This is a genomic window from Streptomyces sp. SD31, from assembly GCF_052068475.1.
Lineage (GTDB): Bacteria > Actinomycetota > Actinomycetes > Streptomycetales > Streptomycetaceae > Streptomyces.
Window position 1 is genome coordinate 32,631 of record NZ_JBQHCX010000006.1, and the last position, 23,122, is coordinate 55,752.

The following is a 23,122-nucleotide window of genomic DNA, read 5'->3' on the forward strand; positions in this document are numbered from 1 at the left end:
AGGTTGGTCGTTGGTGTGGCTATGGGTGGGGACCTTGCTGATGTCAGGTTGTGGGCCGGTGAACTGACCGCTCTGCACGAGCGGTTCGTGCACCGGTTCAGCAGGTCGGAGCCGAGGGAGTCGGCACTGGCCTATATGCGCGGGCTGATCGCTCCGTTGGGGCGGAAGAACGGCTGGACGCTGGCCGAGCAGGCCGGCCATTCAGGCCCGGACCGCATCCACCGGATGCTGAACCGGATCGACTGGGACGCCGACGAGGTACTCGATGACGTGCGTGACTACGTCGTCGAGCACCTCCGTGACCGTGAGGCCGTCCTGATCGTGGACGACACAGGCTTCCTGAAGAAGGGCATGCGGTCGGCCGGGGTGCAGCGGCAGTACTCCGGCACCGCCGGGCGGACGGAGAACTGCCAGATTGGCGTCTTCCTCGCCTATGCGACCCCACGTGGACGGACACTGATCGACCGACGGCTGTATCTGCCCACGTCCTGGATGGAGGACCGCGAGCGGTGCCGCCGGGCCGGCATCGGTGACGACGTCGCCTTCGAGACGAAGGTGGCCATGGCGAAGGCGATGGTCCGTCGCGCGATCGCGGACCGGATCCCGTTTCGGTGGGTGACTGCCGATGCCGCCTATGGCTTTTCCAAGGGCTGGCGCTTCGAGCTGGAGCAGGCCGATGTCTTCCACGTCATGGCCACCACCCGGCACGACACCGTCGTGACCCGCTGGGCGATCGACCACCCCGTCCACGACCTGTTCAACGGCCTGCCGCGGCAGAAGTGGAAGCGCCGTTCCTGCGGCACCGGGGCTCACGGCCTGCGGATCTACGACTGGGCTCGCGTCGAGGTGCGGCCCTGGCACCGGCCCGATCGCCGCCACTGGGTCATCGCCCGCCGCAGCGTCAGCCGGCCTGGGGAGGTCTCCTACTACATCGCCTACTGCCCCACCGAGACCACCCTCGACGACCTGATCCGCATCGCGGGCAGCAGGTGGGCCATCGAGGAATGCTTCCAGAGCGCGAAGCAGGAATGCGGCCTGGACGACTACCAGGTCCGCCGCTATCCCGGCTGGCACCGCCACATGACCCTGGCCATGGCCGCTCACGCCTGCTTGACCATCCTGCGAGCCCGTGAGCTGGACAGCGACAAAGCAGAAACGGATCCTCCCAGCTCATCCATCTCAGCCTTGCCGAGATCAGACGACTGATCACCCGCCTCACCGACCGCCGGCCCGTCACTGTCGACCACATCCTGCACTGGTCACGCTGGCGTCGACGACGCCAACACCAAGCCCGCGTCAGCCACTACAAGCGACGCGGACACAGCCCCTGAAAACTGCCCAGCAATCAGCACAAACACCGTTGCAGTACTAGGCGGCGCCTTCGGTGATGAGGTCCGCCTCTCCGCGGTTGGCGAAGACATCCATCAGCGAGTGGGCGATACGGGCCAGGATGGCGTCCGCTGCATGGGGGCCGATCAGTTGGCGAACTCGAGCGGCCTGACCACTGAGCTTGTCCTACATGCCAGTTGGCGGTTGTGCCTTCGAGCAAGTGGGCGGCGACCGCGGTCCCGTATGTGCTGGCGTGACCAACGGCCGCTCCACGCGGAGGCTTGAGCCGAGTTTGGCAACTGACTCCCGTTAGATCGGGGGAACTTCCCTCTGACCGGGCTTGCATTTGCGTGGGTCAAATCCCCTTGGCCGCCCTGGCGATCGACCTCACCCTGCGGTCGAACTCCCGGTTGAGCAGCGGCATCAACACACTGCCGAACCGCGCCAGCGCCAGCGTGCCTGTATCCGGGCAGATCACGAAACGCCGCCGGTCGATACCCGCCACGATCGCCGCCGCGACCTTCTCCGCGGTCAGCGGTTTGATCGTTCCGCCGACCGCCCGGGTCTCCTGCGGCTTCCACCGGTTCTCCTCGGCGAATTGCGGGGTGTCCACGTCCGGTGGGAAGACAACCCCGACGTGCACTCCGTGCGGCGTCAGTTCGGCTCGTATCGACTCCATCAGCCCGCGTACGGCGAACTTGGCCGGTCCGTAAGCGCTGTAGCCGAAGATCCCGATCAGCCCGGCGGCGGATGACACCGCGACCACGCTGCCCCGCCCGCGCTTCACCATGCCGGGGGCCACGGCCCTGAGCGCGTGCAGCGTCCCGAAGTAGTCGACCTCGATCATCTCTCGGAAGACCTCGTCCGGCAGCTCCAGGAAGTGCCCCGGACGAGCGAGACCCGCCGACGTGATCAGGATGTCGCAGGGCTGTCCCTGTTCCTGTTCGAGCTCGGTGATCGCGAGGGTCAGGGCCGCCTGATCGGCCACGTCGGCCGTCCGCGCAACGGCCGACAGCTCCTTCGCCGCCGCCTCCAGACGGTCCCGTCCCCGCGCGATCAGGGACACCTTCGCGCCCCGCTCCGCGAGCAGCCGGGCCGTGGCCAGGCCAATACCGCTCGACCCTCCGGTCACGATCACATGGGCCGAACTGACGTCCATGGCACGTGCATTCCTCAAGCTCATGCGCTGAACAGTAGCGGCAGCCGACCGCAGCATGCCGTCTCATCTGGGAGAACGCTCTCACTCATGACGGGCTTGGCAGAGTTCGGTCTGCTGGGCCATTACGTCACCGAAGCGAAGACCGCCGCCGAACCCGTCTTATCCACGGTGAAGTCCTGATGGCCGGTACGATGCGCGAACTCCGTGAGTCCGGCCAACTGTTGCTCTGCCAGAAAGAAGTCGAGCGCGCCAGTGAAGTAGTACTCCAGGGTCGCGGCATCGAAAACCTCCCACCGAACCGCGCGCCGCGCCAGCTCGGCGGCCTCAGTCTTCGCCAGATCCCGCGCCGCAAGCAGAGCACCGTGGACCTCTCGCACCATGTGCGGTGTCTGCGCGGCCACATCGCGACGGACCGCCCACACGCCGAACACGAAAGGCAGGCCGGTCCGCCGCTTCCACAGCGCTTCCAGGTCGTACACGTGCAGTCCGTCACGTGCGACCCGGTCTATCGCGTAACGCAGCGCCAAGTCGCCGGTGAGTACCGCCGCGTCCGCCTCATGCAGCATGTCGTCAAGGTCCTCGGAAGAAGTGACGTACTGCGGGCATTCCATCTCCTGCCGATCCAGGAGCAGTTGGGCCAGTCGACCGCAGGTCGGACTGCTCGACGCGATCGCGACGGTCCGGCCCTGCAGTTCCACGATCGGTACTTTCGCGAGGATCGTGCACGACATGACGGGCCCGTCACTGCCCGCTGCGATATCCGGCAGGAGCAGCAAGTGGTCACGGTGGAGCAGGTACTCCGCCACCGGCACCGCCGCGATGTCGAGGTCTCCGGCCAGCAACCGTCGTGCCAGTGCATGCGGAGTGTCCTCGACCAGGTCGATGTTCAGCAGCGCCGCGCTCTGGCCAACCCCCAGAACAAGGGAACGCAGTTCAGGAAGCCGGTGCGGCCCACGCGCGGGCGCCCTGCCCGGCGGGCCCGTTCATCAGCAGTGTCCACGCCCGGCACCATATGCCCGGCACAACAGACCCTGGTCCGTGGGCTGCCGGACGATGCCGTCTCCTCGATCACGGCTTGGTGCCGTGGCAGCGGTCCACCGGAAGGTCACCGCCGCCACGGGCGCGGGCATCGCGAGGCGTCACAGTCTGCGGCGCGCCGAAGCGATGGGAACGGGGTCCACTCCCTCGACGATCGTGTTGCTGAGGGTGCCCAAACCCTGGGCCGTGATGGTGACGGTGTCGCCGGGCTCCAAGGGCGTCGGTTCGAACATGCGGTGGCGGCCCCAGAGTTCGGCCAGGCATCCGCCGTTGCCGCAGGTACCGGAGCCCAGGACATCTCCGGGGCGGACCCAGGTGCCTCGTGAGGCGTAGGCGACCATCTCCTCGAACGTCCAGGCCATATTGGCGAGGGTGTCCTGCCCGACGGTCTCGCCGTTGACGTCCACCGTGAGTTTGAGGTCCAGGAATCCGTCGGCGTCGCGGTGGGGCTCGATTTCGTCAGCGGTGACCAGCCACGGGCCGAGAGTGGTGGCTGTGTCCTTGCCCTTGGCCGGGCCCAGTTTGACCTTCATCTCGCGGCCCTGCAGATCTCGGGCGGACCAGTCGTTGAGGATGGTGTAGCCGATGATGTGGTCGCGTGCCCGCTCGGGAGTCAGGTCCTGCCCGGCTCGTCCGACGACGGCCGCCACCTCCAGTTCGAAGTCGAAGCGCCGGCAGCCGGGCGGAACCGGGACGTCGTCGAAGGCGCCGATCATCGCGTACGGATTGGTGAAGTAGAACGCGGGCTGCGCGTACCACTCCTCGGGCACGGTGTCGCCGTATCCTTCTGCGACGCCCGCGACATGGCCTTCGAAGGTCATGAAGTCCCGTACGGTCGGGGGCTGGATCGGTGGCAGCAGCCGGACCTCGGCGAGGGAGAAGGGCGGCGATCTGGTCAGGGCCCGGGCTCCGGCGGCTCGCAGGTCGCTTGCGCCGGCCTCTATGAGTTCCAGCAGGCCTGCGCCGTGTTCGAAGGGGTGGACCCGGTCGTCGATGACGACTCCGGAGTGCTGCTGACCGTCGCGGAAGAAGGTCGCATACTTCATGCTCGGATCCCCTCTGGCTTGGTGACCGGTGCGTCGGTCTCAGCTGGCGAACCGTCGCCGGTCTGCCGGATGCCCAGGAAGGCGGCGGCGATGACGGCGGCGACCACGCAGGCGATCGCGGTGAGGATTAGCCCGTTGTTGTAACCGTCGGCGAGAGCCCGTTCAGTCAGAGGGGCGAGTTTGGCGCTGAGCGGACCGAGCTCAGCTGTGTGCAGGGCGATGGGTCCGCCCGCGTCGAGGACGGCCGCTGCGGTTCCGTGTTCGGCGGGTGTGAGTCCCGCGTCGGCCAGGCCGTCCGTCAGCCGGCTGGTCGCCATGCCGAGGGCTACCGCGCCCACGACGGCCGGGCCGAGGGTCTGGCCGAGGTCGCGGACCAGGCTGGTGGTGGCGCTGGCCATGCCGGTGAGGCTGGACGGTACGACGTTGACGGCGGCGGCGGTGATCGCGGCGACGACCAGGCCGAAGCCGACGCCGTTGAGGACCAGCGGGCCGAGCAGGGGCACCAGGCCGGTCTCGTGTATCGGCACTTCGCGCAGCCACAGCTGGGCGACAGCCAACGCCGTGAAGCCGGCGACGAGCATCGGACCGGGGCCGACCTTGTGCAGCAGCCGGACCAGGAGCGGCCAGATGAACGGAGTGATGCCCTGGATCACCAGGAAGGGCACCGCGGCCTCCAGCGGACTCTTGTACTGGATCACGCCGAGCCGGATGCTCAGGTCATACGCCCCGCCCAGGAAGCCGAACATGCCGATGACCGCCATCGCGGCCGAGGCGGCGAAGGCCGGGATGCGGAACAGCTCCAGGCGCAGCATCGGCGAGGCGCTGCGGTTCTCCGCCCAGACGAAGGCGACGAGCAGAACGGCAGCGGTGACGAAGGAGAGGACGACGGGAGTCGAGCCCCAGCCGTCCGAAGGGCCCTGGATGATGCCGTACAGCAGGGCCAGCAGAGACAGCGCGATGGTGACCTGCCCCGGCCAGTCCAGTGAGCGGCCCTCAGGAGCGCTTGACTCACCGGTCAGCAGCCACGCCGCTGCCGCCGCCACGAGCGCGAGCAGCCCGGTGGCGGCGAACGCCCAGCGGAAGGAGGTGAGTTCGACGACGACGCCGGAGAGCAGCGGGGCGATGAGCGCGCCGAGGGACAGGGCGGTGGTCCACGAAGCGAGGGCGCGGGCCCGGGCGGCCGGCGTCGGCGTGCTTGCGGTGATCACGGCCAGCGAGGCGGGGAAGAGGGCGGCGGCGCCGATGCCCGAGAGGGCCTGGCCGGTGATCAGCTGCGCCGCGGAGTGGGAGGTAGCGGAGACCGCGTACCCGACGGCGGCCAGCAGGGCGCCGCCCACCAGCAGTTTCTTACGACCGTAGAGGTCGCCGAGGACGCCGAAGGTCAGCGCGAGCACAGCGGCCGGCACGAGGAACGCGTCGCTGATCCAGGTCAGTTCGGCGCCGGAGGTCTGGAGGGAGTGCTGGATGACGCCGTTGATCGCGGCGGGCAGCACCAGGCCGATCTGGGCCAGGCACACGGCGAGGCAGCCGGCGACGATCGTTGCGGTGTGCCGGGCCCGCGGGGTGGCGGACGGGTCGGCAGGTGGGTCGTAGGCAGGGCTGGAGACCATGTCTCCTCCTTGGGATGGCCAGGGGACCGGGCGGTCCGGGGAATGACCGGCGGCTCAGAAACCGTGGTGAGCGCAGGCGAGTTGGGCCATGCGGCCGAACAGGCCAGGGCCGTCGAGGGGCGGCAGGGAGGGGTCGAGCTCCCGGTAAACGGTGTGCACGTTGACGGCGAGCCGTTCGCTCTCGTCCAGCTCGGCGAAGCGCCCGAGGCGGATGTCGTGTGCGGCGTCCATGACCGGCATGCCGGCGGTGAACCGGGTGACGGCCTGCTCGTGGACGAATTCGAGGTAGTCGCGGATGTTCCGGACGGCCTTCTTGGTGGTGACCGGGCCGTGTCCGGGCACGATGACGTCGGCGTCGAGACCGAGGAGCAGATCGCAGGCGGCGAGCCAGTTGGTGAACGGCCCGTGCCATACGACGGGGGTGGCGCCGGCGAACACGATGTCGCCGGTGTAGACGACACGGGCCCGTGGCACGTGGACGATCGTGTCGCCCGCGCTGTGCGCGGGGCCCACGTCGATGAGACGGACCTCCGTGCCACCTATGTCCAGCACCAGTTCGCCGTCGAACACCCGCTCCGGAAGGACTGGGGTGACGTCGGTGAAGTCGAAGGGGCCGAAGATCCGGCGGGCAAAGCGCCCGGTGAGCTCGGGCGCGACGGTCAGCTGCCGCATCTCGGCCGGGCCCACCTGCCGCATGTCGGTCAGTGAGCCGCGGGCCGCGACGATTTCGGCATGGGCCACCAGTTGGTTGCCGAACCAGTGATCGCCGTTGCCATGGGTGTTGACCACGGTCGAGATGGGGGCGTCGGCGGTCACGGGAGCGAATGCGTCGAGCATCTCTGCGGTCAGCCGCAGGTCGTAGAGGGTGTCGACGAGCAGCGACGTGCCCCGGCCGACGACCAGCCCGGCGTTGCTCATGCCCCAGCCACCCTGGCTCGCAAGCCAGGCATGGCAGCCGTCGCCAACCTCCACACGGCCCGTCAAGGGGATTACGGAAGCCACGCTGCCTCCTGTCCGTGCCTCGCGAACAATGCGAGACGTTTCTCCATTGATGGACTTGAGTCCATCAATGGACTGGAATCTAGATCCGGCTCGGCGAAGAGGTCAAGAGGCGTGCGGCGCTGTGCTGTACTGGAGTTCATGAAGATCCCGGACCCAGGAACGGCTCCCCCAGCCGAGGCGTCGGCGCCCGGGCGCCGCGAGCGCAAGCGCCGCCAGGTCCGCGACCAGCTGTACGAAGCTGCTGTGGGACTGTTCGTCGACCAGGGCTACGAGGCGACGACCATGGACCAGATCGCGGATGCCGCCGACGTTGCCCGAGCCACCGTGTTCAACCACTTCTCGCAGAAGGTCGGCTTCCTGGAGGAGTGGGGCGCCCGCCGCCGAGCACTGGTCGCGGCCATCCTCGGCCAGGAGCACGCAGAAGACTTGCCGGTCGGCGAGCGACTCAGGCGCTATCTGCGGGAGATGGCCGAACTCAACGTCGCCTCCCGCGCGGAGTCCACTGTCCTGATGGACGCCTCAGCGCGGTTCGGCCGACTGCTGCAGGATCCGTCACTCGAAATCGAACTCGCGAAGATCGTCGAAGAGGGAAAGCGGCGCGGCGAGATCCGGCGGACGGTCGACTCAGACCAGGCCGGCGCCCTGCTCGCGTCCTGCTACTTCTCCTCTGTCCTGCGATGGATCCGGGAGGAACCACCGCCCTTCGACCTGCCCCTCAGACTCGATGCCGCGCTCGACATCGCCCTGCGGGGCCTCCTCACCTCCGGATGAGCCGACCGGGACCGCAGCTGGAACCTCCGGAGTGAACGGAAGTTCTTACGAGAAGCTGACGCGGGACCGGATCGCCGTCACCCCACCCGTCCCACAGGCAACTCTGGCTCTGCACGTCACCGACCGGCGGTGGCGGCGAGGTACGAGGAGTCAGGCGTGAGCAGGCATACCAGGCGCAAGTCAAAGTTGCAGGTGCGGCTGACCATGGCAGGGGCCGGCATGCTCGCCTCGGCGGCTGTCGCGACGACGGTGGCAATCGCCTCGGCGGGGGAAGTCCCCCGCGTGCACGAAGACGCGACGACGAAGAGTGCGAAAGCGGGAGCCGACCACGCGGTCTTCGTGCAGGGCAACGAGCTGGACGGCAACACCATTCACGGCTCCCTGCCTGCGCCGGGTCAAGCGCCTTGAGCAAGAGGGCGTCATCACCGGCTACCACGCGAGGGTGGACCCCGCCGCCGCGGGGCGCTCGTTCGAGGTCACGGTCGCGGTCGAAGTGACGGTGAACGACCAACGCTCGCTGGAGGAGTTCGAGTCCGCGGTCGCCGCACTGGAGGAAGTGGTCGAGGTCCGCAGAGTGTTCGGGAGCCCGGACTACATCCTGCGGGTCCTGGTCGCCGACGTCGCCGAGTACGAGCGGTTCCAGACCACCAAGTTCCTCCGCCTACCCGGTGTCAGTCGGACCATCTCCCACCAGACCATGAAACTGGTCAAGCAAGAGTGGTGAGCGGCACAGCGCAGCCGTATGTCTGAGACCCAGACGCAGATGCCTGCGGTGCCTTCACTGGGGGATGGAGACCAGAACTCGGCCGCGACCACCGACGTCGACGCGGTCGTGGGCCTGGGCGATCTGGTCCAGTGGGTAGCGGGCACCGATGTCGACACTGAGGGCACCGACGGCCGCAGCGGCGGTGAGGTCACGGGCCGCCTGCCGTTTCGCCTCGACGGTGAAGTCGTCGCTGCCGATCAGGCGCAGGGTCACGTTGGCGAACAGCAGGGGCCAGAACGGCACTTGGGGCCGGTCGGCCCGGGTGGCGTAAGCGGCGATGACCGCGTCGCCCGCCACCACCTCGGCGTCCAGATCGGCGTTGTCGGAGAGCGCCACCTCAACGATCCGGTGCACACCCTGGGGCGCGCAGGCTCGGATCGCCTTGGCCGGGTCGTCCTGGTCGAGGGCCACGGCGTGGGACACCACGGAGCCGTCGACGCGATCAAGGTCCTTGCCGCGCGTCACGGTGCCGATGACGGTCGCTCCGCCCCAGCGGGCAAGCTGAGCCGCCAGCGATCCGACACCGCCGAGAACACCCTGCACCAGCACGGCCCTGCCGTCGACCGAGCCGTCGCCGAACACGGCCCGGTGCGCGGTGACGCCGGGGATGCCCAGGGCGGCTCCGAGTTCGTCACTGAGGTGATCAGGCAGGGGCACAGCCAGGTGGTCCGGTACAACCGCGTACTGGGCGGCGGTGCCGAAAGCCCGGTAGGACTGGGCACCATATACCCACACCCGCTGCCCCACCCGCGTGCTGTCGACTCCCTCACCGACGGCGTCGACGACGCCGGCCGCGTCGCTGTGCGGGATCACACGGGGAAAGGGCATGGATGAACCGAGCCAGCCGCGCCGCTTCTTGGTGTCACCGGGGTTGACGCCCGACACGGTGACGCGCACGCGCACCTCGCCCGGGCCAGGTTGCGGGTCGGGCAGTTCGCCCACCTGGAGCGCATCGGATGCCCGGCCCTGTCGGTCATACCAGGATGCAAGCATGTGCAAGCCTCTCATCTCACGCGCTCATCGAGCGTAACGGGTCCATTACTGGATGCGCGGCGTCGGGGCTGGGGTCGTCTTCGCCCAGGACCTCGCGCAGCCAGGTGCGTTCGGCGCGGCTGATGGCGCGGGCGGTGAGGAGCATGCCGCGCCGGTAGGGGTCGTCAACGTCCTCCGCCCGCAGGGCGCGGTCGCCGTCATAGAAGAAGCTCGCTGGTTCCTCCAAGAACTCCAGCCGCCGGCGCAGCACCGCGTGCTGGTCGGAGACGTCCGGGAGCTGGGAGAGGAACGCCAGGATGGTGAAGAACCGCGTGAAGTCGGTGATCTCGTGCTCGGCGGGCTCGCGCAGCCGCTTCAGCATCTCGGCACGCCCGACCTCGGTCAGACTCAGGACGTACCGCGCGGCGCCCGCGCTCGGCTCGGTGTGCCGCTCCAGCAGCCCCGTCTTCGTGAGGCGACTGAGGGCCGGGTAGAGGCTGCCGTCGCTCACCGGACGCGTGTACCCGGACAGCTGGGCCACCCGGCGGCGTAGCTCGTGGCCGGGCAGGGGGCCGTCGGCGAGGAAGCCCAGGATCGCGAGTTCCAGCATGACGCCATCGTCTCACATCGATTCGATGTACACATCGAATCGATGTAGCGTGCCTTACCGGATTCCGGGTCACTCCCGTGAAGCACCGCACGACCGGGCCACGTCCCCGCAAGGAAAGAGACCATGACCGACATCAGCCCCCAGCAGACTCAGGTCACCTCCGCCGATGGCACCGCCATCGGCGTCACTGTCACCGGGCAGGGACGCCCCCTGGTGGTGTCCCCCGGAGCCCTGTGCGCTGCCCAGGACTGGCAGCTTCTCGCCGACGTCCTCGCACCTCACATGACCACGTACGCCGTCGACCGCCGCGGCCACGGAGCCGGCGGCGACAGCTCCGACTTCGACATCGAGCGCGAGCAGGAAGACATCGCCGCCGTCCTCGAACTCGCTGGCCCCGACGCGATCCTGCTCGGCCACTCCTACGGCGGGCTCGTCACCCTGGGCCTCGCCCTCAAGCAGCCTCCCGCCGGGTTCATCCTCTACGAGCCCCCCGTGCCCCTGCACGGGCCCGTCGGCGGGAAGTCCCTCGCACCGTTCGAGCAGGCGGTGGAAAAGGGCTTCCTCGACCACGCTCTGACCCTCGGCCTGCGGAACTTCCTGAAGCTGCCAGAGGAAGCGATCGAGGCGTTCCGCCGCGAGCCGGTGTGGTCCGTACGAGCGTCGATGACCCCCACCTGGGCCCGTGAGATCCGCGCCATGGACGCCTTCGGCGACGACCTGGAGCGGTTCTCGCTCCTGGAAACCCCGACACTTCTGGTGGTCGGGCAGCTCAGTCCGCCGTGGCTCACCGACACCTCCCGGCGTCTGCAGCAGGCCCTGCCGAACGGCCGCCTCGTGGAGATCCCCGGCCACGCGCACGACGCGTACCTCACCGATCCCGGCGCGATGGCCGACGCAATCCTTCCCTTCGCCCTCAACCCCGCCGCATAGGCCGAGGCCGGGCGCTGCGGCGCGACCAGTGTGCCGCCTCGCTGATCCAGGGCCCGGGTCAGCTGACGGTCGGCCTCCACAAGCAGCACTCGCCGTCTCGCCGCCCACGCGCAGGCTGCCACGGGCGAATTGGGTTCCGCAGGCCGTTCGGGCCCTCTGCTGGGCCGGGCCGTCCGCCTCACCCCCCGTACCGGCGGTGAACACGACCACGCCTCCGGCAGCCGGACCTGACCCCGGCCAGGATCTTCTGACTGAAGCAACGTGCCGGACGACGGATTTCGTACACCCGTCGCCGACGCGTCTCGGTCTCAGTCGTGGGCGTTTGCCAGCAGTCACCGAGGGCCCGGACAGCAGCTCAATGCCGTGCCATCACTGGCACCGGCGGCCGGTGTTGATGCACTGGACCATGTCGTTCATCAGCTGCTCGTCAAAGACGTTGACGAAGTCACCGTGGTCCGTGATCGGCTTGTGCATCTGCTCCGGGAAGCCGTCCACCGCATAGAACGGGCTCGACTGGCCGTTGTCGTTCAGGCTGGGTGCGTCCACGTCGTAGACCAGACGCTGGACGAGCTGCGGAATGGCCTTGAAGCCACTCGGACAGGCGCCCGTGTTCGGATCGGCGAAGGCGACGTGGGCGCGGTGATTGGCGCTGTCGATGTTCTGACCGTCCCAGCAACTCTGGAACTTGGACGTCCGAACCACGCTGCTGCCCTCGGGACAGACCGGGTACTTGTCCGTCAGCTGGCGGTCCTCGAAGCCAGTGCAGCTCCACGCCGCGTTGGCGTTCGCGGTGCCGTTGGTGAACGCCTTGGCATCACCGGTGATGATCCGCAGGAACTTGGGCATGGCCACCACCTTGCCGTTCGCGTTGCCCACGTACTCCAGGGTCACCTCGGACGCGGTGAGGATCTTGCCGGCATTGCCCTCGGCACCGCCGCCCTGTTGCCCGGCATCGAACTCCTCGGTGCCGTCCTGCAGCCGCAGGACCGGCCAGTAGTAGGACGACTTGTCGCCCTGGTTCCGGCATGTCGTCTCGCCGCCCGCGAAGTCGTCGTTGTCGGCGAACGCATCGTTCGCCTGGTTGCCGACGTAGTCATGCGTGTGATGGGCGCCGTTGTCCACACCAGGCGCGACGATGACGTTGTCGCTATTGTACAGCTTGTTCTCGTTCACACCGCACTGAGTGGTGAAGGTCCCCCGGGAGGCCTCCTGCGACACGCGCGGTGCTGTCGCGTTGGGCTGGACCGTGGAGATGTCGACGAAGTCGGCGGCGACAGGCCCGTTACCTGCCTGTCCGCCACCGGCGGGCTGCCCCTGCCCGTTGCCCTGTTCTTCTCCCTGACCGTTCTCCTGGCCCTGCTCCTGGCCGCCGTTCTGATCGTTGCTGGTGTCGTTCTGGTTGCCGGAAGCGCGCAGCGTGCAGGCGGCCAGCGACTCAAGACCCTGCGGCCTGTCCCCCACCCTGCCGATGGTGATGGCGATCCGGTCGATCGTCGCGACCCGCTTGTCCTTCAGGGGACCCATGATCGCGTTGTTGGCGAAGTTGCTGTCCTGCTGTATGGCCTGGGCCGAACTCTGCAGCCTCTGATAGGCCTCGGAGATCTGGCTGTCCAGCAGAGCAAGCTGCTTGTCGACCTCCGCCCTGGCCTGGTCCGGCACCTGCTGCAGCCGGCTGCCGACGTCGGGGCAGTCAATGGTGGAGGCTTCCGAGGCCGCGGCCTGGCCGGTCCCACGTTGAGATGACCGTTTGACGGTGTTGCCGCCCGATGTCTCGTGGGCGGAGGCATAGACATTCACGACCACCAGCCCGCCTGCTCCGAGGGTGAGAGCCGCGGCGGCGGCAATGACCTTGCCGCTCGTGGTCTTCGATCGTTTGCGCGAGTTGCGCCCCATGGATTTCCTCCGAACTCTCCTGGGTGGAACACCACTTCACGAGGTGAGTCACACCAGGAGGAAGCGATGTCCTGCCTGTGGGGCCCTGCTGAGGAGCCCCTGCCGACGAAGGGCCAGTCGGTCGTCGTGCGAGGCCGGGCGTCCGGGATCCTTGGTCCCTTCGCTCACGGCTCCTCCGGCTCTCGACGCATCCGTCGAACCCTGTGTTCAGGGACCAGAGTTACCCGTGGGACTGCTGCGACGCAGGAATTGGGTCGCCACGTCAGGTTCTCGTAAGAACTCGCCGCGCCGACCCAGGACGTCGCGAGCGCTGGTTGACGCCATCCGCGAAGCGCGAAGGCACCTCACGACGGCGTGCGGCTGCGACAGCTTTCGGTCGTAGTACGACGCTCACGCCAGAGGGCTCCTGCAGCGATGACACGGCCAGGGCTCAGCCAGGTGCACGACGTCCTTGCCGTTGCGGCGGCCCTGACGCGACAACGGCCACCGGAGGACTTCCCGCCCTCCCTCGATCGGACAAGACCGACGGCCGTTTGCCCCCGATCCCAGTGCGCGGTGCACACCTGCACATTCGGCTGGACGTAGCTGAGGCGGGAAGGTCGGGCCAATTCTTACGAGAGGTTGACACGACGGCCAACCAGCTTCACTCAGTCTGTTGAACCGGCAAGCCTGGCCCCTCGCCACCAGCCCGGAGTGACGGTGAGAACCAAGTGGAGTCAGACATGAGCAGGCCCAACCAGCACGACAACCACAAGCCCGCGGCATCGAGTCCCCTGAGGGTTATCGGCTGCGGGTTCCTGGCGACCACCGGCCTCGGAGCCACGGTGACCGTTGCCTCGGCCGACCAGCCTGACCGTTCAGCCGTCAAGACGGGACGCACCGTATGCGCCCTTGGGGACGAAGGCTGACACCGGTCGGGGTTGCTGACGTCAGCACGCCGTGTGGCCAGAGGATATGGCTTCGACGAAGAACCAGCCGGCCGCGAGGAACACTGTCGATCTGGACAGCCCGTGCGGATACGCGATGCCCACCGCGGCCGGCATCAACGGGGTGACGAGAGCGATGCTTGGGATGATCAACGCTCCTGCAAGCGCAGGCGCGTGAGTCAAGAGACACAGTCCCTGTCAGGGCCACCGTCCGTACTGCAAGCAGGGCTGCGGCGCCCTGAATCGTGGCGGCTCGGACCGCTAGGGAAACGCTCGTACCAGCGGACGACACGTCATGCCGACGGATGCCGCCACGCCGAACGGGCAGACTCCGCGCACGCCGACCTGCCCACAGCAGACCCCGGAGTCGACGACCTCAGGCAGGGCGCGGTCACGGCCACTCCCACCACCATCCGGTGTGTGATCACGGGCGGGGTACCCTCACTACCCCGGTGGCCGGGCGGCCTCAGGACGCACGCGAGGCCCATCGTGCCCTCAAGCACTCCGGCGGCGCGTCGGAGTCATGCCGAAGGGCTACGGCAGCACGAGGGCGGCCCCGCACGAGCCGGCCGGCGAGACTTCCGATGCCGCGGCAGTCGTCCCCCGGGCGCCAATCCACAGGTCTCGCCAAGGCGTGGCACAGAAAGCTCCAGGCAATCCCGACAGGATCGAAACATGTCTGCCTCTTCCGAAGGTCACGAGGTCCCGATCCGCGTGCTGATCGTCGATGACGAGCCCGGACTCGTCGAGACATTGTCCGTGGCCGTCAGCGAGGCGGGCTGGCGGCCCTACTCGGCGGCCGACGGGGAGAGCGCGCTGCACACCGCACGCAGTTGCGCACCGCACGCCGTCATCCTGGATGGAATGCTGCCCGGCCTGGACGGCGTCCAGGTGCTCCGGCGCCTGCGCTACGAGAACCCCCACCTGCCCGTTCTCATGCTCACCGCCCGGGACGCACTGGAACACCGGATCGACGGCCTCTCCGCGGGAGCGGACGACTACGTGACGAAGCCGTTCTCGTTGGAGGAGGTCGTGCTGCGGCTGCGCGGTCTGCTGCGCCGGGCCGGTGTCGAGGAGGCGAAGACCGACAAGTCCGTCCTGACCGTCGGGGATCTGGTCCTGGTAGAGAAAACGCGGGAAGCGCACCGCGACGGGACGCCCATCGAACTGACCGCCAAGGAGTTCGACCTGCTGTGGCTGCTGATGAGCCACCCGCGCCAAGTGCTGAGCAAGGCTCAGATCCTCGACCTCGTGTGGAGCAGTTCCTTCGATGCCAGTGGAAACCTCGTGGAGGCGTACATTTCCAACCTGCGCAGGAAGATCGACAAGGGCCGGGCCCCGATGATCCGCACACTCCGCAGGATGGGCTACACCATCAGGCCGGCCGGGGAGGACAGATGAGACCCCGGATGCCCGGACATTCCCTGCGCACACGCCTGCTGCTGTCCATCAGCCTCACACTCGCCGTGGTGTGCGCCGCGATGGCGCTCACGACCATCTACGCCCAACGCGCCTATCTGCTGGGCAACCTGGACCAGCGGGTCAGCGACGCCGCCGAGCGCAGCCAGGGCGGTCTCCAGCGCCGGACGGGGGACGCCACGGACCTGGGATTCCTCAACGAGCGGGGGCAGCCAGCCGGCACCATCGCCGCCCGACTCGACGCCAAGGACGATGTCGTCGCCGCCGAGTACGTCGACCAGGACGCCGTGCCACAACCTCTCACGACGGCCCAGGTCGCCGCGCTGGACGGCATCCCCACGGACGGATCCCTCCACACCCGGGCTGTCCCCGGCTTGGGCACCTACCGTGTGACCGCCATCGACGGCGAGGGCCTGCCCGTCCTCGTCGGCCTGCCCATGGACGATGTACTGGACATGATCAACGGCCTGGTCGCGGTCGAGGCCGGTGTGGCGGCCGCCGGGCTCGCCGTCGCCGGATGCGTCTGCGCCATCGTCATCCGGCGCAAGCTCCGGCCGCTGAGCAGGGTGGCTGCTACGGCGGTCGGGGTCTCCCGTGCCCCGCTGGGCCATGGCAAGGTCACCGGGCTCCTCCGGGTGCCCGAACGCGACACCGACTCCAGGACCGAGGCCGGACAGGTGGGCGCCGCCCTCAACCGCATGATCGACCACGTCGAGTCCTCACTCGCCGAACGTCAGCGCACCGAGGAACGTATGCGCCGCTTCCTCGCCGACGCCAGCCACGAGTTGCGCACACCGCTCGCCTCCATCGTCAACTACGCGGCCCTGATGGACCGCGGCACCGACAAGATCGAACCAGCACTCGCCTGGCGCCGTGTCTCCGCCGAGTCCGTACGCATGACTGCTCTGGTGGAGGACCTGCTGCTGCTCGCCCGGCTCGACGAGGGACGGCCGCTCAAGCGGACAGAGGTGGATCTCACCACCCTGGTCGCTGAGGCCATGTGGGATGCGCGGGCCGCCAGCAGCGAACACGAGTGGCAGATCGCGGTGTTCCTCGACGCCCCCGCGGTGGTGATCGGCGACGCGGCACGACTGCACCAGGTGGTGGCCAACCTGCTGGCCAACGCCCGTACGCACACGCCTCCCGGAACCACGGTCACGGCCACCGTCGAGGCGACGGAGCGGTCGTGCGTCATCCGGGTACACGACGACGGGCCCGGCATCCCACCCGAGCTCCTCCCCACGGTCTTCGAACGCTTCACACGCGCCGACACCTCCCGCTCCCGCACCACCGGCGCGGAGGGCGGAACCGGCCTGGGACTGGCCATCGTCACCGCCATCACATCGGCACACGACGGCCGCATCAGCGTCGAAAGCGAACCCGGCCGTACTGTGTTCACGATCGAGCTGCCACCCGCGGCCACCGCCGACACACTGCCACCGCAAGAAGGCTGAACCACGCGGGCCCCAAACAGCTCCAGGACCGTGCCAAGGACCGGGGAACACCCGCCCACGAACTCTCAGCAATCTCACATACACCCAGGTCACCCCGCTGTCACGGGGCTGCCCACCCGGGTTTTCCCAGCTCCTGGAAACCCCAATTCAGTTTCAAATCAGGTTGCTCCGCCAGAGTCGTTCTCGCCCGGCCGTCCGGCATGGACGCGCCAACGACGAAGGGAGCCGGCGACGATGTCCGATCTTGACACCGGAGAGTCCACGGCGCACGAGCCGCAGTCACAGACCGACCGCCGCGCTCACGCGAGCCGCCGCAACTTCATGCGGAAGGTCTTCTTCGCCAGCGGCGCCACCGCCGTCGCGACGATGGGCGGCGCCGGCGCCTGGGCCGCGCTGGCCGACGACACCACCGGCACGGCCGACACCACCGCCTTCGCCACTCCGAGCGGGGCGCCCAGCGGCGGCCCGGGCGGCGGCACCGGCCCCGGCAACCAATCGATCACCGAGGACTTCTTCGGCCTCACCACCGACGGCAAGCGGATCGACGAGCTCTTCACGATCCACTCCACCGGCGTCCAGACCGCTCCGGTGATCGCCGCCGCGAACGCCTTCCTGACCGGGCTCACCGACACCCAGAAGTCCTCGACACAGTTCACCGTCCACTCCACCGAGTGGCGGCTCTGGAGCAACATCGACTCCTACGAGCGTCAGGGCGTCTCCCTCGCCGACTTGAGCGACGACCAGAAGGCCCTGGGCACCGCCCTGCTGAAGTCGTCGCTCAGCGCCGACGGCCTGGAGACGACGGAGAAGATCCGAAAGATCAACCAGGCGGCAGGCGAGGCCATCGGCAACACGAACGCCTTCAACGAGGACGCCTTCTACTGGACCGTGATGGGCACCCCGTCCGCGACCGAGCCCTGGGGCTTCCAGTTCGACGGCCACCACCTGGTCATCAACTACTTCGTACTCGGCGACCAGGTCGTCATGAGCCCCTGCTTCTGGGGTTCCGAGCCGACCTCCATGGAGATCGACGGCGAGACCGTCACCGTCTGCCACGAGGAGGTCGTCGCGAGCCTGGCCTTCATCAACTGCCTGACCGAGGCGCAGCAGAAGGTCGCCATCGAGTCCTCGACGAAGTCGAACGAGTCGATGAAGGCGGGCGCCTTCTCCGACAACGCGGTCCAGGCGTACACGGGCCTGCGCTGCAACAAGCTGACTACCGCCCAGAAGAAGAAACTGCTCGGCATCGTCGAGGCGTTCGCCGGCCGCGCCAAGGCCGACGCCGCGAAGGCACGCATGGCGGAGGTCCGCAAGCACCTCAACGACACCTACGTGACCTGGGCCGGCGGCATCGAGGACGACTCCGCCTTCTACGTCCGGGTACACAGCCCGGTCGTCTGGGTCGAGGTCGACTGCCAGGCCCCCGGCCCGCTCGCGGGCGCGTACGGCGCCACCCAGGGCAGCGGCGCGACCCAGATGCACGTGCACTCCATCATCCGCACCCCCAACGGCAACGACTACGGAAAGGAGCTCCTTCGACAGCACTACCTGACGTCACCGCACCACCAGTGACGTAGCAACCGAGAATCCCGTCATCGCGAGGGCCGCACCCGCTCCGGGTGCGGCCCTCGCGCTCCGTACGGGACAACAGGCTGCACCGCACCAAGCCTCGTCGCCCCGACCTTGAGCCTAGAGGTTGTCCTACCTACAGTAGGTGCCCTCGCGGGTCGAGTGCCTGGAGTGACCAACGCCGGACGCACTGGTCGTCACGCAAGATCGACGAGGTTCACCGGTGCCTCGCCCAGGGGCTTGGAGATCCAAAAATGTCTGTGACCAGCCTGCCACCCAACACTCCATGGCAGGCCGTTGTCGGTCTGCTAACGCTCGCCAGCATCTCCGGCGGGGCCTGTCCACATGATCGCTGCTTGCTGCCAGGTGCGAATGTGAAGGTAGCTCCGGCGCAGCCTATCCGGACAGACTGGGGCAACTCGTGGCCGACGTCTGCGTGAGCTGGCCGACGCGCTGGAAGCGCAGTCCCAACCCGCCCAAGACCCATTCACACCGCACCCGAAGACGCTGAATGTCATCAGCAACCGCCGAACCCAACGCGGACAGCTCAACTACACCGTCCCCGATCTACTTCAGCTCCAAAACGAATCCGCCGCTACTACGCGGACCAGGAATCCATATGCCAAACAGTGTGCGCGGCAGCGAGGCATGGGGAGACGCTCGTGAACGCCAGAGCGCCCTGTTGTCGGTGGTACCGCTTATCGTGTTGTGCAGGTGAAGTAACGGTGCAGACCGTGCACTTCAGGGGGACGTGGGCACAGAGCCCGAGAGCGGGGCGACAGTGGCGCAAAGGGACAGCAGTCGCATGGAGCCGGACGACCTGATCCGGGACCGCGAGGTCGACGACGCCCAGGGTGACCGGTTGGCTCACAGTCACATCGCTGAGCAGCTCTATGACGTGGTGCTGTCCGCCCCTACGCCGACCAACATCGCCGTATGGGGACCTTGGGGTTCCGGCAAATCGGGTGTAGCCAATCTACTCAGAGGGCTGCTCCAGAAGCAGCGGAACGTACGCTTTGTACGGTTCGACGCCTTCAAGTACGCGGAGAACCCACTGCGGAGGAACTTCATCATCGCGGTCGCCACCGCCTTGGGCATCAAGGACGCGCAGTTCCACGACGAACTGTACGGCGGACGGGTCGCCGTGAAGCTTCAGTTCGAGCGGGGCGCCGTGTGGCGCCTGCTAAGGATGTTCGGCTGGATGTTCGGCGCTGTCGTCGCCTTCTTCGCCGTCTCCATGGCGCTCTTTGCCTCGGTACACGGAGGGGCCTTCCGACCTACATTCGCCAACATGCTGGCTGGAGCGCTGAAGGCTGGCATCGCGCCGGCGGCCTTGTTGACGTCCCTGATGGTCCTCGTCTCGCGCACCCTTACTCGTGAGCACAAAACGGAAGCAGCCGACAGCGACGAGCAGTTCGAGAAGCTCTTCGCCGACCTCGTCAAACGCTCCCGCGTGGACCGGCTCGTCGTGTTCGTGGATGAACTGGACCGCTGTAAGCCTTCCGATGTCGTGGCGACGCTCGATGCCCTGCGCACGTTCCTGGGGGTTGACGGCTGCGTCTTTGTAGTCGCTGCAGACCAGCAGGTCCTGGAAGAGGCGCTTACCCGTGCCCTTGAGCAGGCCACGCCTGCCGACGCGATCAACCCGTACTACAGCAGCGGAAGCGGTTATCTGGACAAGGTGTTCCAGTACCAGCTCAGTCTCCCGCCGCTGCTGGTGCCGAAGGTGACCAGCTTCGCCGCCGACCTCGTGCGCGGCCGGGGCGGTCTCTGGGCGACGATCGACGTCAATCTGGTGGTGAGCGTTCTCGTGCCCTCGCATGTGCGCAGTCCTCGCCGGGTGAAGGCGCTACTGAACACGTTCGTCCTGACGTATCGGCTCGCTCAGCGGAGAGCTACGGACGGGCTGCTGGAGAACGACCCCGCCGCGCGGGTTGCGGAGATCGCCAAGCTGGTCTGCCTTCGGGTGGAGTTCCCCTTGTTCGCCCGGGACCTGCTGCTCGACCACCGGCTGTGCACGTTCGTATTGGCGCTGGACGCCAACCCCAGGGCCGATCTGGACTTCCCCGTGAGAGAGCAGGTCAAGGCGGCCGCACGACGCTATGCGAACCTCGATGCAGCCGTCGACCAGCATCTCAGTGACCCTGAGGGCCCTGAAGGGAACGAGGACGGCGAGCAGGCAGAGAAGGCGTCTGAGGTCCGAAAGCATCACGGGCAGCAGCTCGTTGCCTATCTCAAGAAGACACGGAACGTGCCGGGCCCGGGTCGTGACCTGATCTTCATGGAGACCAGTGGCAGCGTGTTCGGGCTGCCCGCCACTGTGGCCGAGACGCTGGAACAGCACGCCCAGAACGCCGAGTTGGATGCTGTGCTCTCCTCTATCGGTGGTCTTCCTGCCGAGGACCGTTCTGCCGCGCTGGCTCTGCTCCTGCAGCAGGCGCGGGACGCGATCGGCCTGGAGGAGGAGAACGTCACCCACGCCGTCCTGGCCGTATGCGGTGACGCAGCCGTCTCACTGAACGGCACGGCGGACACCGCAGTCGAAACGCTCACGCCGATCCTGACGAACTCACCGCACGCCCTGCCGGACGAGGTACTGCCTGGATGCTGGCGGCTTGCATTGGCCAGTGACCGTCCGGCAGCAGTAGAGATACGCACGATCGTCCTGCGACACTCTGCCGTCCGAAGCAGTGCCTCCACTGCCGCCATGGTGATGCGCCACGTCGAACCAGCCCTGGCAGCCGACCCCAGCCTCGTCGAACAGCTGGTGTCGCACCATCTACTGGGCGACGAGGAAGACATGGCCGACATGCTCGCCCAACTCCCCTCTCCTCAAGCGGCGATCCTCATGGAACAGGTTGCACCCCACGTCGCCGACGAACTGCGAGCACTGATCGAGAAACACGAGGAATGGACGAAAGAACAAGACCAGCTGGCAGCCGTCACCTCAACACAGCAACCGGAGCCAAGGTCCCCCGACGAGGTGCTGCGGCGACTGAAGGAGCTCCTAACGCACTGGTGCGAGGAATGCCCTGAAGCGGCACATGCCGTTGTAGGACTGTTGCTGGCCACAGATAGCAAACTGGGCCGGGACATCGTCGAACAGCACGCGGCTGACATCCCCATCGTGCGGGAGACTGCCCTGGCTCGGGCGGTGCTTTCGAGTACCCACCGACGTTCTATTAGCCGCTGGCCAGCATGGCTGGGACTGCTGGATTCAGGATCACCTGTCGCCGAAATGATCGTCGAGTTCGACACCCTGATGAAGAAGCTCTGGACGATGGCCAGCCAACCCGACAACGCTGCAACACTCGAGCAGGTCGGCCGCGCCGCAAACAGCTTCATGCGGCTCTTCGATGACCAGCCCCCCGGCCAGCATCCGCAGCTCACTTCCTTTGTCCTGCGCTCGCTGTCCCGTCCCTCGACCGACGAGGAAGCCGCGGAGCAACTACGGCTGCTCGACGTACTGCGGCCGCTGGAAAGCAGCGGCCTACTGGAGCGCGCCGCCTTCGTCCGTCACCAAGCGGCAGCTGTCACCGAGTTGCTCACCGACGGGGACGGCCTCCTCGTAGAGCACGACAGCACGATCGTGACCTACATCGAGACTCTCGTGAACGACTGCCTGCGCGACCTGAGCTCTCCCGGTTCCGCTCCGTTGAAGCCCGACGAAGCCCGCGCCCTGGTCACTGCCCTTGACGAGGGCGGCTGGCTGCCCGGGAACGAGCACACCCGTCTACAGGTCCGCGCGCGCCACCTGCTGGCGACCAGCGGCGTCGACCGGAACGGTCTTGAGCCGCTGCCGGCAGCTGCGGCCATGGCCGAGCACGCTCGACGCTGCCCCAGCCAGGCCGGCGAAACCCTGGCCGCGTGGATCGCTCTCGAAGAGCCCTCGGCGTCGGAGCTACTCAAGGCCGTCTCTGCGGGCCTGCGCCAACAGTCGCCGATGCGGGCCGGCACCGCACTGCTTCAGGCGGTGGCGTCACGGCTGGCCACTCTGCCCGCGCAGGACCAGGCCAGCTTCTGGAGGGATCTGCTGGCGGGCCCGGGCACTCGCCTGCCGGTGCAGACGCTGGCCTCGGCCGGATGGTCCTCGCTCCCGGACACGCTGACGGCTGAACTCCTGGTGGAGAGGTACGAGCGTGCATCCAGGAATCCAGACCGCCGCGCCGTCCTCGACCTGTGGAAGGCCGCGGACGTCACAAACATCGCCGCCCGCCGCGACCTGATCCAGACGGTCCTCCTGCCCATGCTTAAGGAGAATCAGGGAGCCGCCGATTTCGCCATCCAGTACCTGCCGCAGCTCATGGAGTCCGTCCCCAAGGGGATGAGGAAGATCGTGCGTGAGGCCGTCGAGGTCAGTGTCAAAGAGTGGAAAACCCTCGAAGATCACGGCATCAAGGCACTGACGGCCGTCGGCTACAGCACCGAGCGCACCGGCCTTCTAAGAACACGACGCATCAGCCGCAGCAACGACGACTGAAGTGCCACCGCAAGCCAGACACCTCGAAGAATCGCCATACAGCGCAGAAGGTCGACCGCCCCGTCACAGCACACGACTCGTCAACCGAACTGCCACGTCGGCGGTCGCAGACGCGGTCTCAGGTGAGTGTTCCCTAGCCTGATAAGCA

17 protein-coding genes are annotated in these 23,122 nt (G+C 67.5%); 9 read left to right on the forward strand and 8 right to left on the reverse strand.

Features of this window, described 5'->3' with window-relative positions:
* The first annotated feature begins 21 nt into the window (after positions 1 to 21).
* Positions 22 to 1,206, forward strand: coding sequence for an IS701 family transposase (locus tag ACTMVF_RS14385; protein WP_441271398.1), 1,185 nt, complete (start codon positions 22 to 24; stop codon positions 1,204 to 1,206).
* Positions 1,207 to 1,684: 478 nt separating this feature from the next.
* Here ACTMVF_RS14385 and ACTMVF_RS14390 read toward each other — a convergent pair whose 3' ends face one another.
* The 5 genes from ACTMVF_RS14390 to ACTMVF_RS14410 all read right to left on the reverse strand — a co-directional run bounded on the left by ACTMVF_RS14390 (position 1,685) and on the right by ACTMVF_RS14410 (position 7,100).
* Positions 1,685 to 2,488 carry an SDR family oxidoreductase gene (locus ACTMVF_RS14390; protein ID WP_441271399.1) on the reverse strand — a complete coding sequence of 268 codons (804 nt, stop codon included), beginning with the start codon at positions 2,486 to 2,488 and terminating at the stop codon, positions 1,685 to 1,687.
* A 122-nt stretch (positions 2,489 to 2,610) separates the two neighbouring features.
* Positions 2,611 to 3,330, reverse strand: coding sequence for a menaquinone biosynthetic enzyme MqnA/MqnD family protein (locus ACTMVF_RS14395; protein WP_441271400.1), 720 nt, complete (start codon positions 3,328 to 3,330; stop codon positions 2,611 to 2,613).
* A 297-nt stretch (positions 3,331 to 3,627) separates the two neighbouring features.
* The gene (locus ACTMVF_RS14400; RefSeq protein WP_441271401.1) at positions 3,628 to 4,572 is read right to left on the reverse strand and encodes a fumarylacetoacetate hydrolase family protein; all 945 of its coding nucleotides are present in this window, start codon (positions 4,570 to 4,572) and stop codon (positions 3,628 to 3,630) included.
* Positions 4,569 to 6,182: an MFS transporter gene (locus ACTMVF_RS14405; protein WP_441271402.1), complete on the reverse strand. Its 1,614-nt coding sequence runs from the start codon at positions 6,180 to 6,182 to the stop codon at positions 4,569 to 4,571. Before ACTMVF_RS14405 ends, ACTMVF_RS14400 begins: the two co-directional genes overlap by 4 nt.
* 54 nt (positions 6,183 to 6,236) lie before the next feature.
* Positions 6,237 to 7,100 carry an MBL fold metallo-hydrolase gene (locus ACTMVF_RS14410; protein WP_441271403.1) on the reverse strand — a complete coding sequence of 288 codons (864 nt, stop codon included), beginning with the start codon at positions 7,098 to 7,100 and terminating at the stop codon, positions 6,237 to 6,239.
* A gap of 222 nt (positions 7,101 to 7,322) precedes the next feature.
* On the opposite strand from ACTMVF_RS14410, the gene ACTMVF_RS14415 reads away from it, so the two are divergent.
* From ACTMVF_RS14415 to ACTMVF_RS14425, 3 genes are all read left to right on the forward strand, one after another.
* A complete protein-coding gene (locus ACTMVF_RS14415) occupies positions 7,323 to 7,955 on the forward strand; it encodes a TetR/AcrR family transcriptional regulator (protein WP_441271404.1) in 633 nt (210 codons plus the stop codon).
* Positions 7,956 to 8,111: 156 nt separating this feature from the next.
* Positions 8,112 to 8,363 (forward strand): hypothetical protein, encoded by a 252-nt coding sequence (locus ACTMVF_RS14420; protein WP_441271405.1) that lies wholly within the window; start codon positions 8,112 to 8,114, stop codon positions 8,361 to 8,363.
* Between the two features lie 34 nt (positions 8,364 to 8,397).
* Positions 8,398 to 8,679: an Lrp/AsnC ligand binding domain-containing protein gene (locus ACTMVF_RS14425; RefSeq protein ID WP_441271406.1), complete on the forward strand. Its 282-nt coding sequence runs from the start codon at positions 8,398 to 8,400 to the stop codon at positions 8,677 to 8,679.
* 54 nt (positions 8,680 to 8,733) lie between these two features.
* Here ACTMVF_RS14425 and ACTMVF_RS14430 read toward each other — a convergent pair whose 3' ends face one another.
* Positions 8,734 to 9,714 (reverse strand): NADPH:quinone reductase, encoded by a 981-nt coding sequence (locus ACTMVF_RS14430; protein WP_441271407.1) that lies wholly within the window; start codon positions 9,712 to 9,714, stop codon positions 8,734 to 8,736.
* Positions 9,715 to 9,730: 16 nt separating this feature from the next.
* Positions 9,731 to 10,303 carry a PadR family transcriptional regulator gene (locus ACTMVF_RS14435; RefSeq protein WP_441271408.1) on the reverse strand — a complete coding sequence of 191 codons (573 nt, stop codon included), beginning with the start codon at positions 10,301 to 10,303 and terminating at the stop codon, positions 9,731 to 9,733.
* 123 nt (positions 10,304 to 10,426) lie between these two features.
* Here ACTMVF_RS14435 and ACTMVF_RS14440 point away from each other — a divergent pair, with 123 nt between their 5' ends.
* Complete coding sequence (locus ACTMVF_RS14440; RefSeq protein WP_441271409.1) at positions 10,427 to 11,233, forward strand: alpha/beta fold hydrolase; 807 nt, start codon at positions 10,427 to 10,429, stop codon at positions 11,231 to 11,233.
* Positions 11,234 to 11,602: 369 nt separating this feature from the next.
* On the opposite strand, the gene ACTMVF_RS14445 is transcribed toward ACTMVF_RS14440, so the two are convergent.
* Positions 11,603 to 13,126, reverse strand: coding sequence for a DUF1996 domain-containing protein (locus ACTMVF_RS14445; RefSeq protein WP_441271410.1), 1,524 nt, complete (start codon positions 13,124 to 13,126; stop codon positions 11,603 to 11,605).
* Positions 13,127 to 14,727: 1,601 nt separating this feature from the next.
* Here ACTMVF_RS14445 and ACTMVF_RS14450 point away from each other — a divergent pair.
* The 4 genes from ACTMVF_RS14450 (at position 14,728) to ACTMVF_RS14465 (ending at position 22,974) form a co-directional block, all read left to right on the forward strand.
* On the forward strand, positions 14,728 to 15,453 hold the full coding sequence (locus ACTMVF_RS14450) for a response regulator transcription factor (RefSeq protein ID WP_441271411.1): 726 nt from the start codon (positions 14,728 to 14,730) through the stop codon (positions 15,451 to 15,453).
* A gap of 8 nt (positions 15,454 to 15,461) precedes the next feature.
* Positions 15,462 to 16,925: a sensor histidine kinase gene (locus ACTMVF_RS14455; protein ID WP_441271412.1), complete on the forward strand. Its 1,464-nt coding sequence runs from the start codon at positions 15,462 to 15,464 to the stop codon at positions 16,923 to 16,925.
* A gap of 234 nt (positions 16,926 to 17,159) precedes the next feature.
* Positions 17,160 to 18,497 carry a DUF3500 domain-containing protein gene (locus ACTMVF_RS14460; protein WP_441271413.1) on the forward strand — a complete coding sequence of 446 codons (1,338 nt, stop codon included), beginning with the start codon at positions 17,160 to 17,162 and terminating at the stop codon, positions 18,495 to 18,497.
* 802 nt (positions 18,498 to 19,299) lie between these two features.
* Positions 19,300 to 22,974, forward strand: coding sequence for a KAP family P-loop NTPase fold protein (locus tag ACTMVF_RS14465; RefSeq protein WP_441271414.1), 3,675 nt, complete (start codon positions 19,300 to 19,302; stop codon positions 22,972 to 22,974).
* The last annotated feature ends 148 nt before the right edge of the window (positions 22,975 to 23,122 follow it).

What these genes read in the sequence shown, in the direction of transcription:
- ACTMVF_RS14385 (WP_441271398.1), top strand. Translation starts at nt 22, where the DNA reads ATGGGTGGGGACCTTGCTGATGTCAGGTTGTGGGCCGGTGAACTGACC.
- ACTMVF_RS14390 (WP_441271399.1), bottom strand. Translation starts at nt 2,488, where the DNA reads ATGGACGTCAGTTCGGCCCATGTGATCGTGACCGGAGGGTCGAGCGGT.
- ACTMVF_RS14400 (WP_441271401.1), bottom strand. Translation starts at nt 4,572, where the DNA reads ATGAAGTATGCGACCTTCTTCCGCGACGGTCAGCAGCACTCCGGAGTC.
- ACTMVF_RS14405 (WP_441271402.1), bottom strand. Translation starts at nt 6,182, where the DNA reads ATGGTCTCCAGCCCTGCCTACGACCCACCTGCCGACCCGTCCGCCACC.
- ACTMVF_RS14410 (WP_441271403.1), bottom strand. Translation starts at nt 7,100, where the DNA reads ATGAGCAACGCCGGGCTGGTCGTCGGCCGGGGCACGTCGCTGCTCGTC.
- ACTMVF_RS14415 (WP_441271404.1), top strand. Translation starts at nt 7,323, where the DNA reads ATGAAGATCCCGGACCCAGGAACGGCTCCCCCAGCCGAGGCGTCGGCG.
- ACTMVF_RS14430 (WP_441271407.1), bottom strand. Translation starts at nt 9,714, where the DNA reads ATGCTTGCATCCTGGTATGACCGACAGGGCCGGGCATCCGATGCGCTC.
- ACTMVF_RS14435 (WP_441271408.1), bottom strand. Translation starts at nt 10,303, where the DNA reads ATGCTGGAACTCGCGATCCTGGGCTTCCTCGCCGACGGCCCCCTGCCC.
- ACTMVF_RS14440 (WP_441271409.1), top strand. Translation starts at nt 10,427, where the DNA reads ATGACCGACATCAGCCCCCAGCAGACTCAGGTCACCTCCGCCGATGGC.
- ACTMVF_RS14445 (WP_441271410.1), bottom strand. Translation starts at nt 13,126, where the DNA reads ATGGGGCGCAACTCGCGCAAACGATCGAAGACCACGAGCGGCAAGGTC.
- ACTMVF_RS14450 (WP_441271411.1), top strand. Translation starts at nt 14,728, where the DNA reads ATGTCTGCCTCTTCCGAAGGTCACGAGGTCCCGATCCGCGTGCTGATC.
- ACTMVF_RS14455 (WP_441271412.1), top strand. Translation starts at nt 15,462, where the DNA reads ATGCCCGGACATTCCCTGCGCACACGCCTGCTGCTGTCCATCAGCCTC.
- ACTMVF_RS14460 (WP_441271413.1), top strand. Translation starts at nt 17,160, where the DNA reads ATGTCCGATCTTGACACCGGAGAGTCCACGGCGCACGAGCCGCAGTCA.
- ACTMVF_RS14465 (WP_441271414.1), top strand. Translation starts at nt 19,300, where the DNA reads ATGGAGCCGGACGACCTGATCCGGGACCGCGAGGTCGACGACGCCCAG.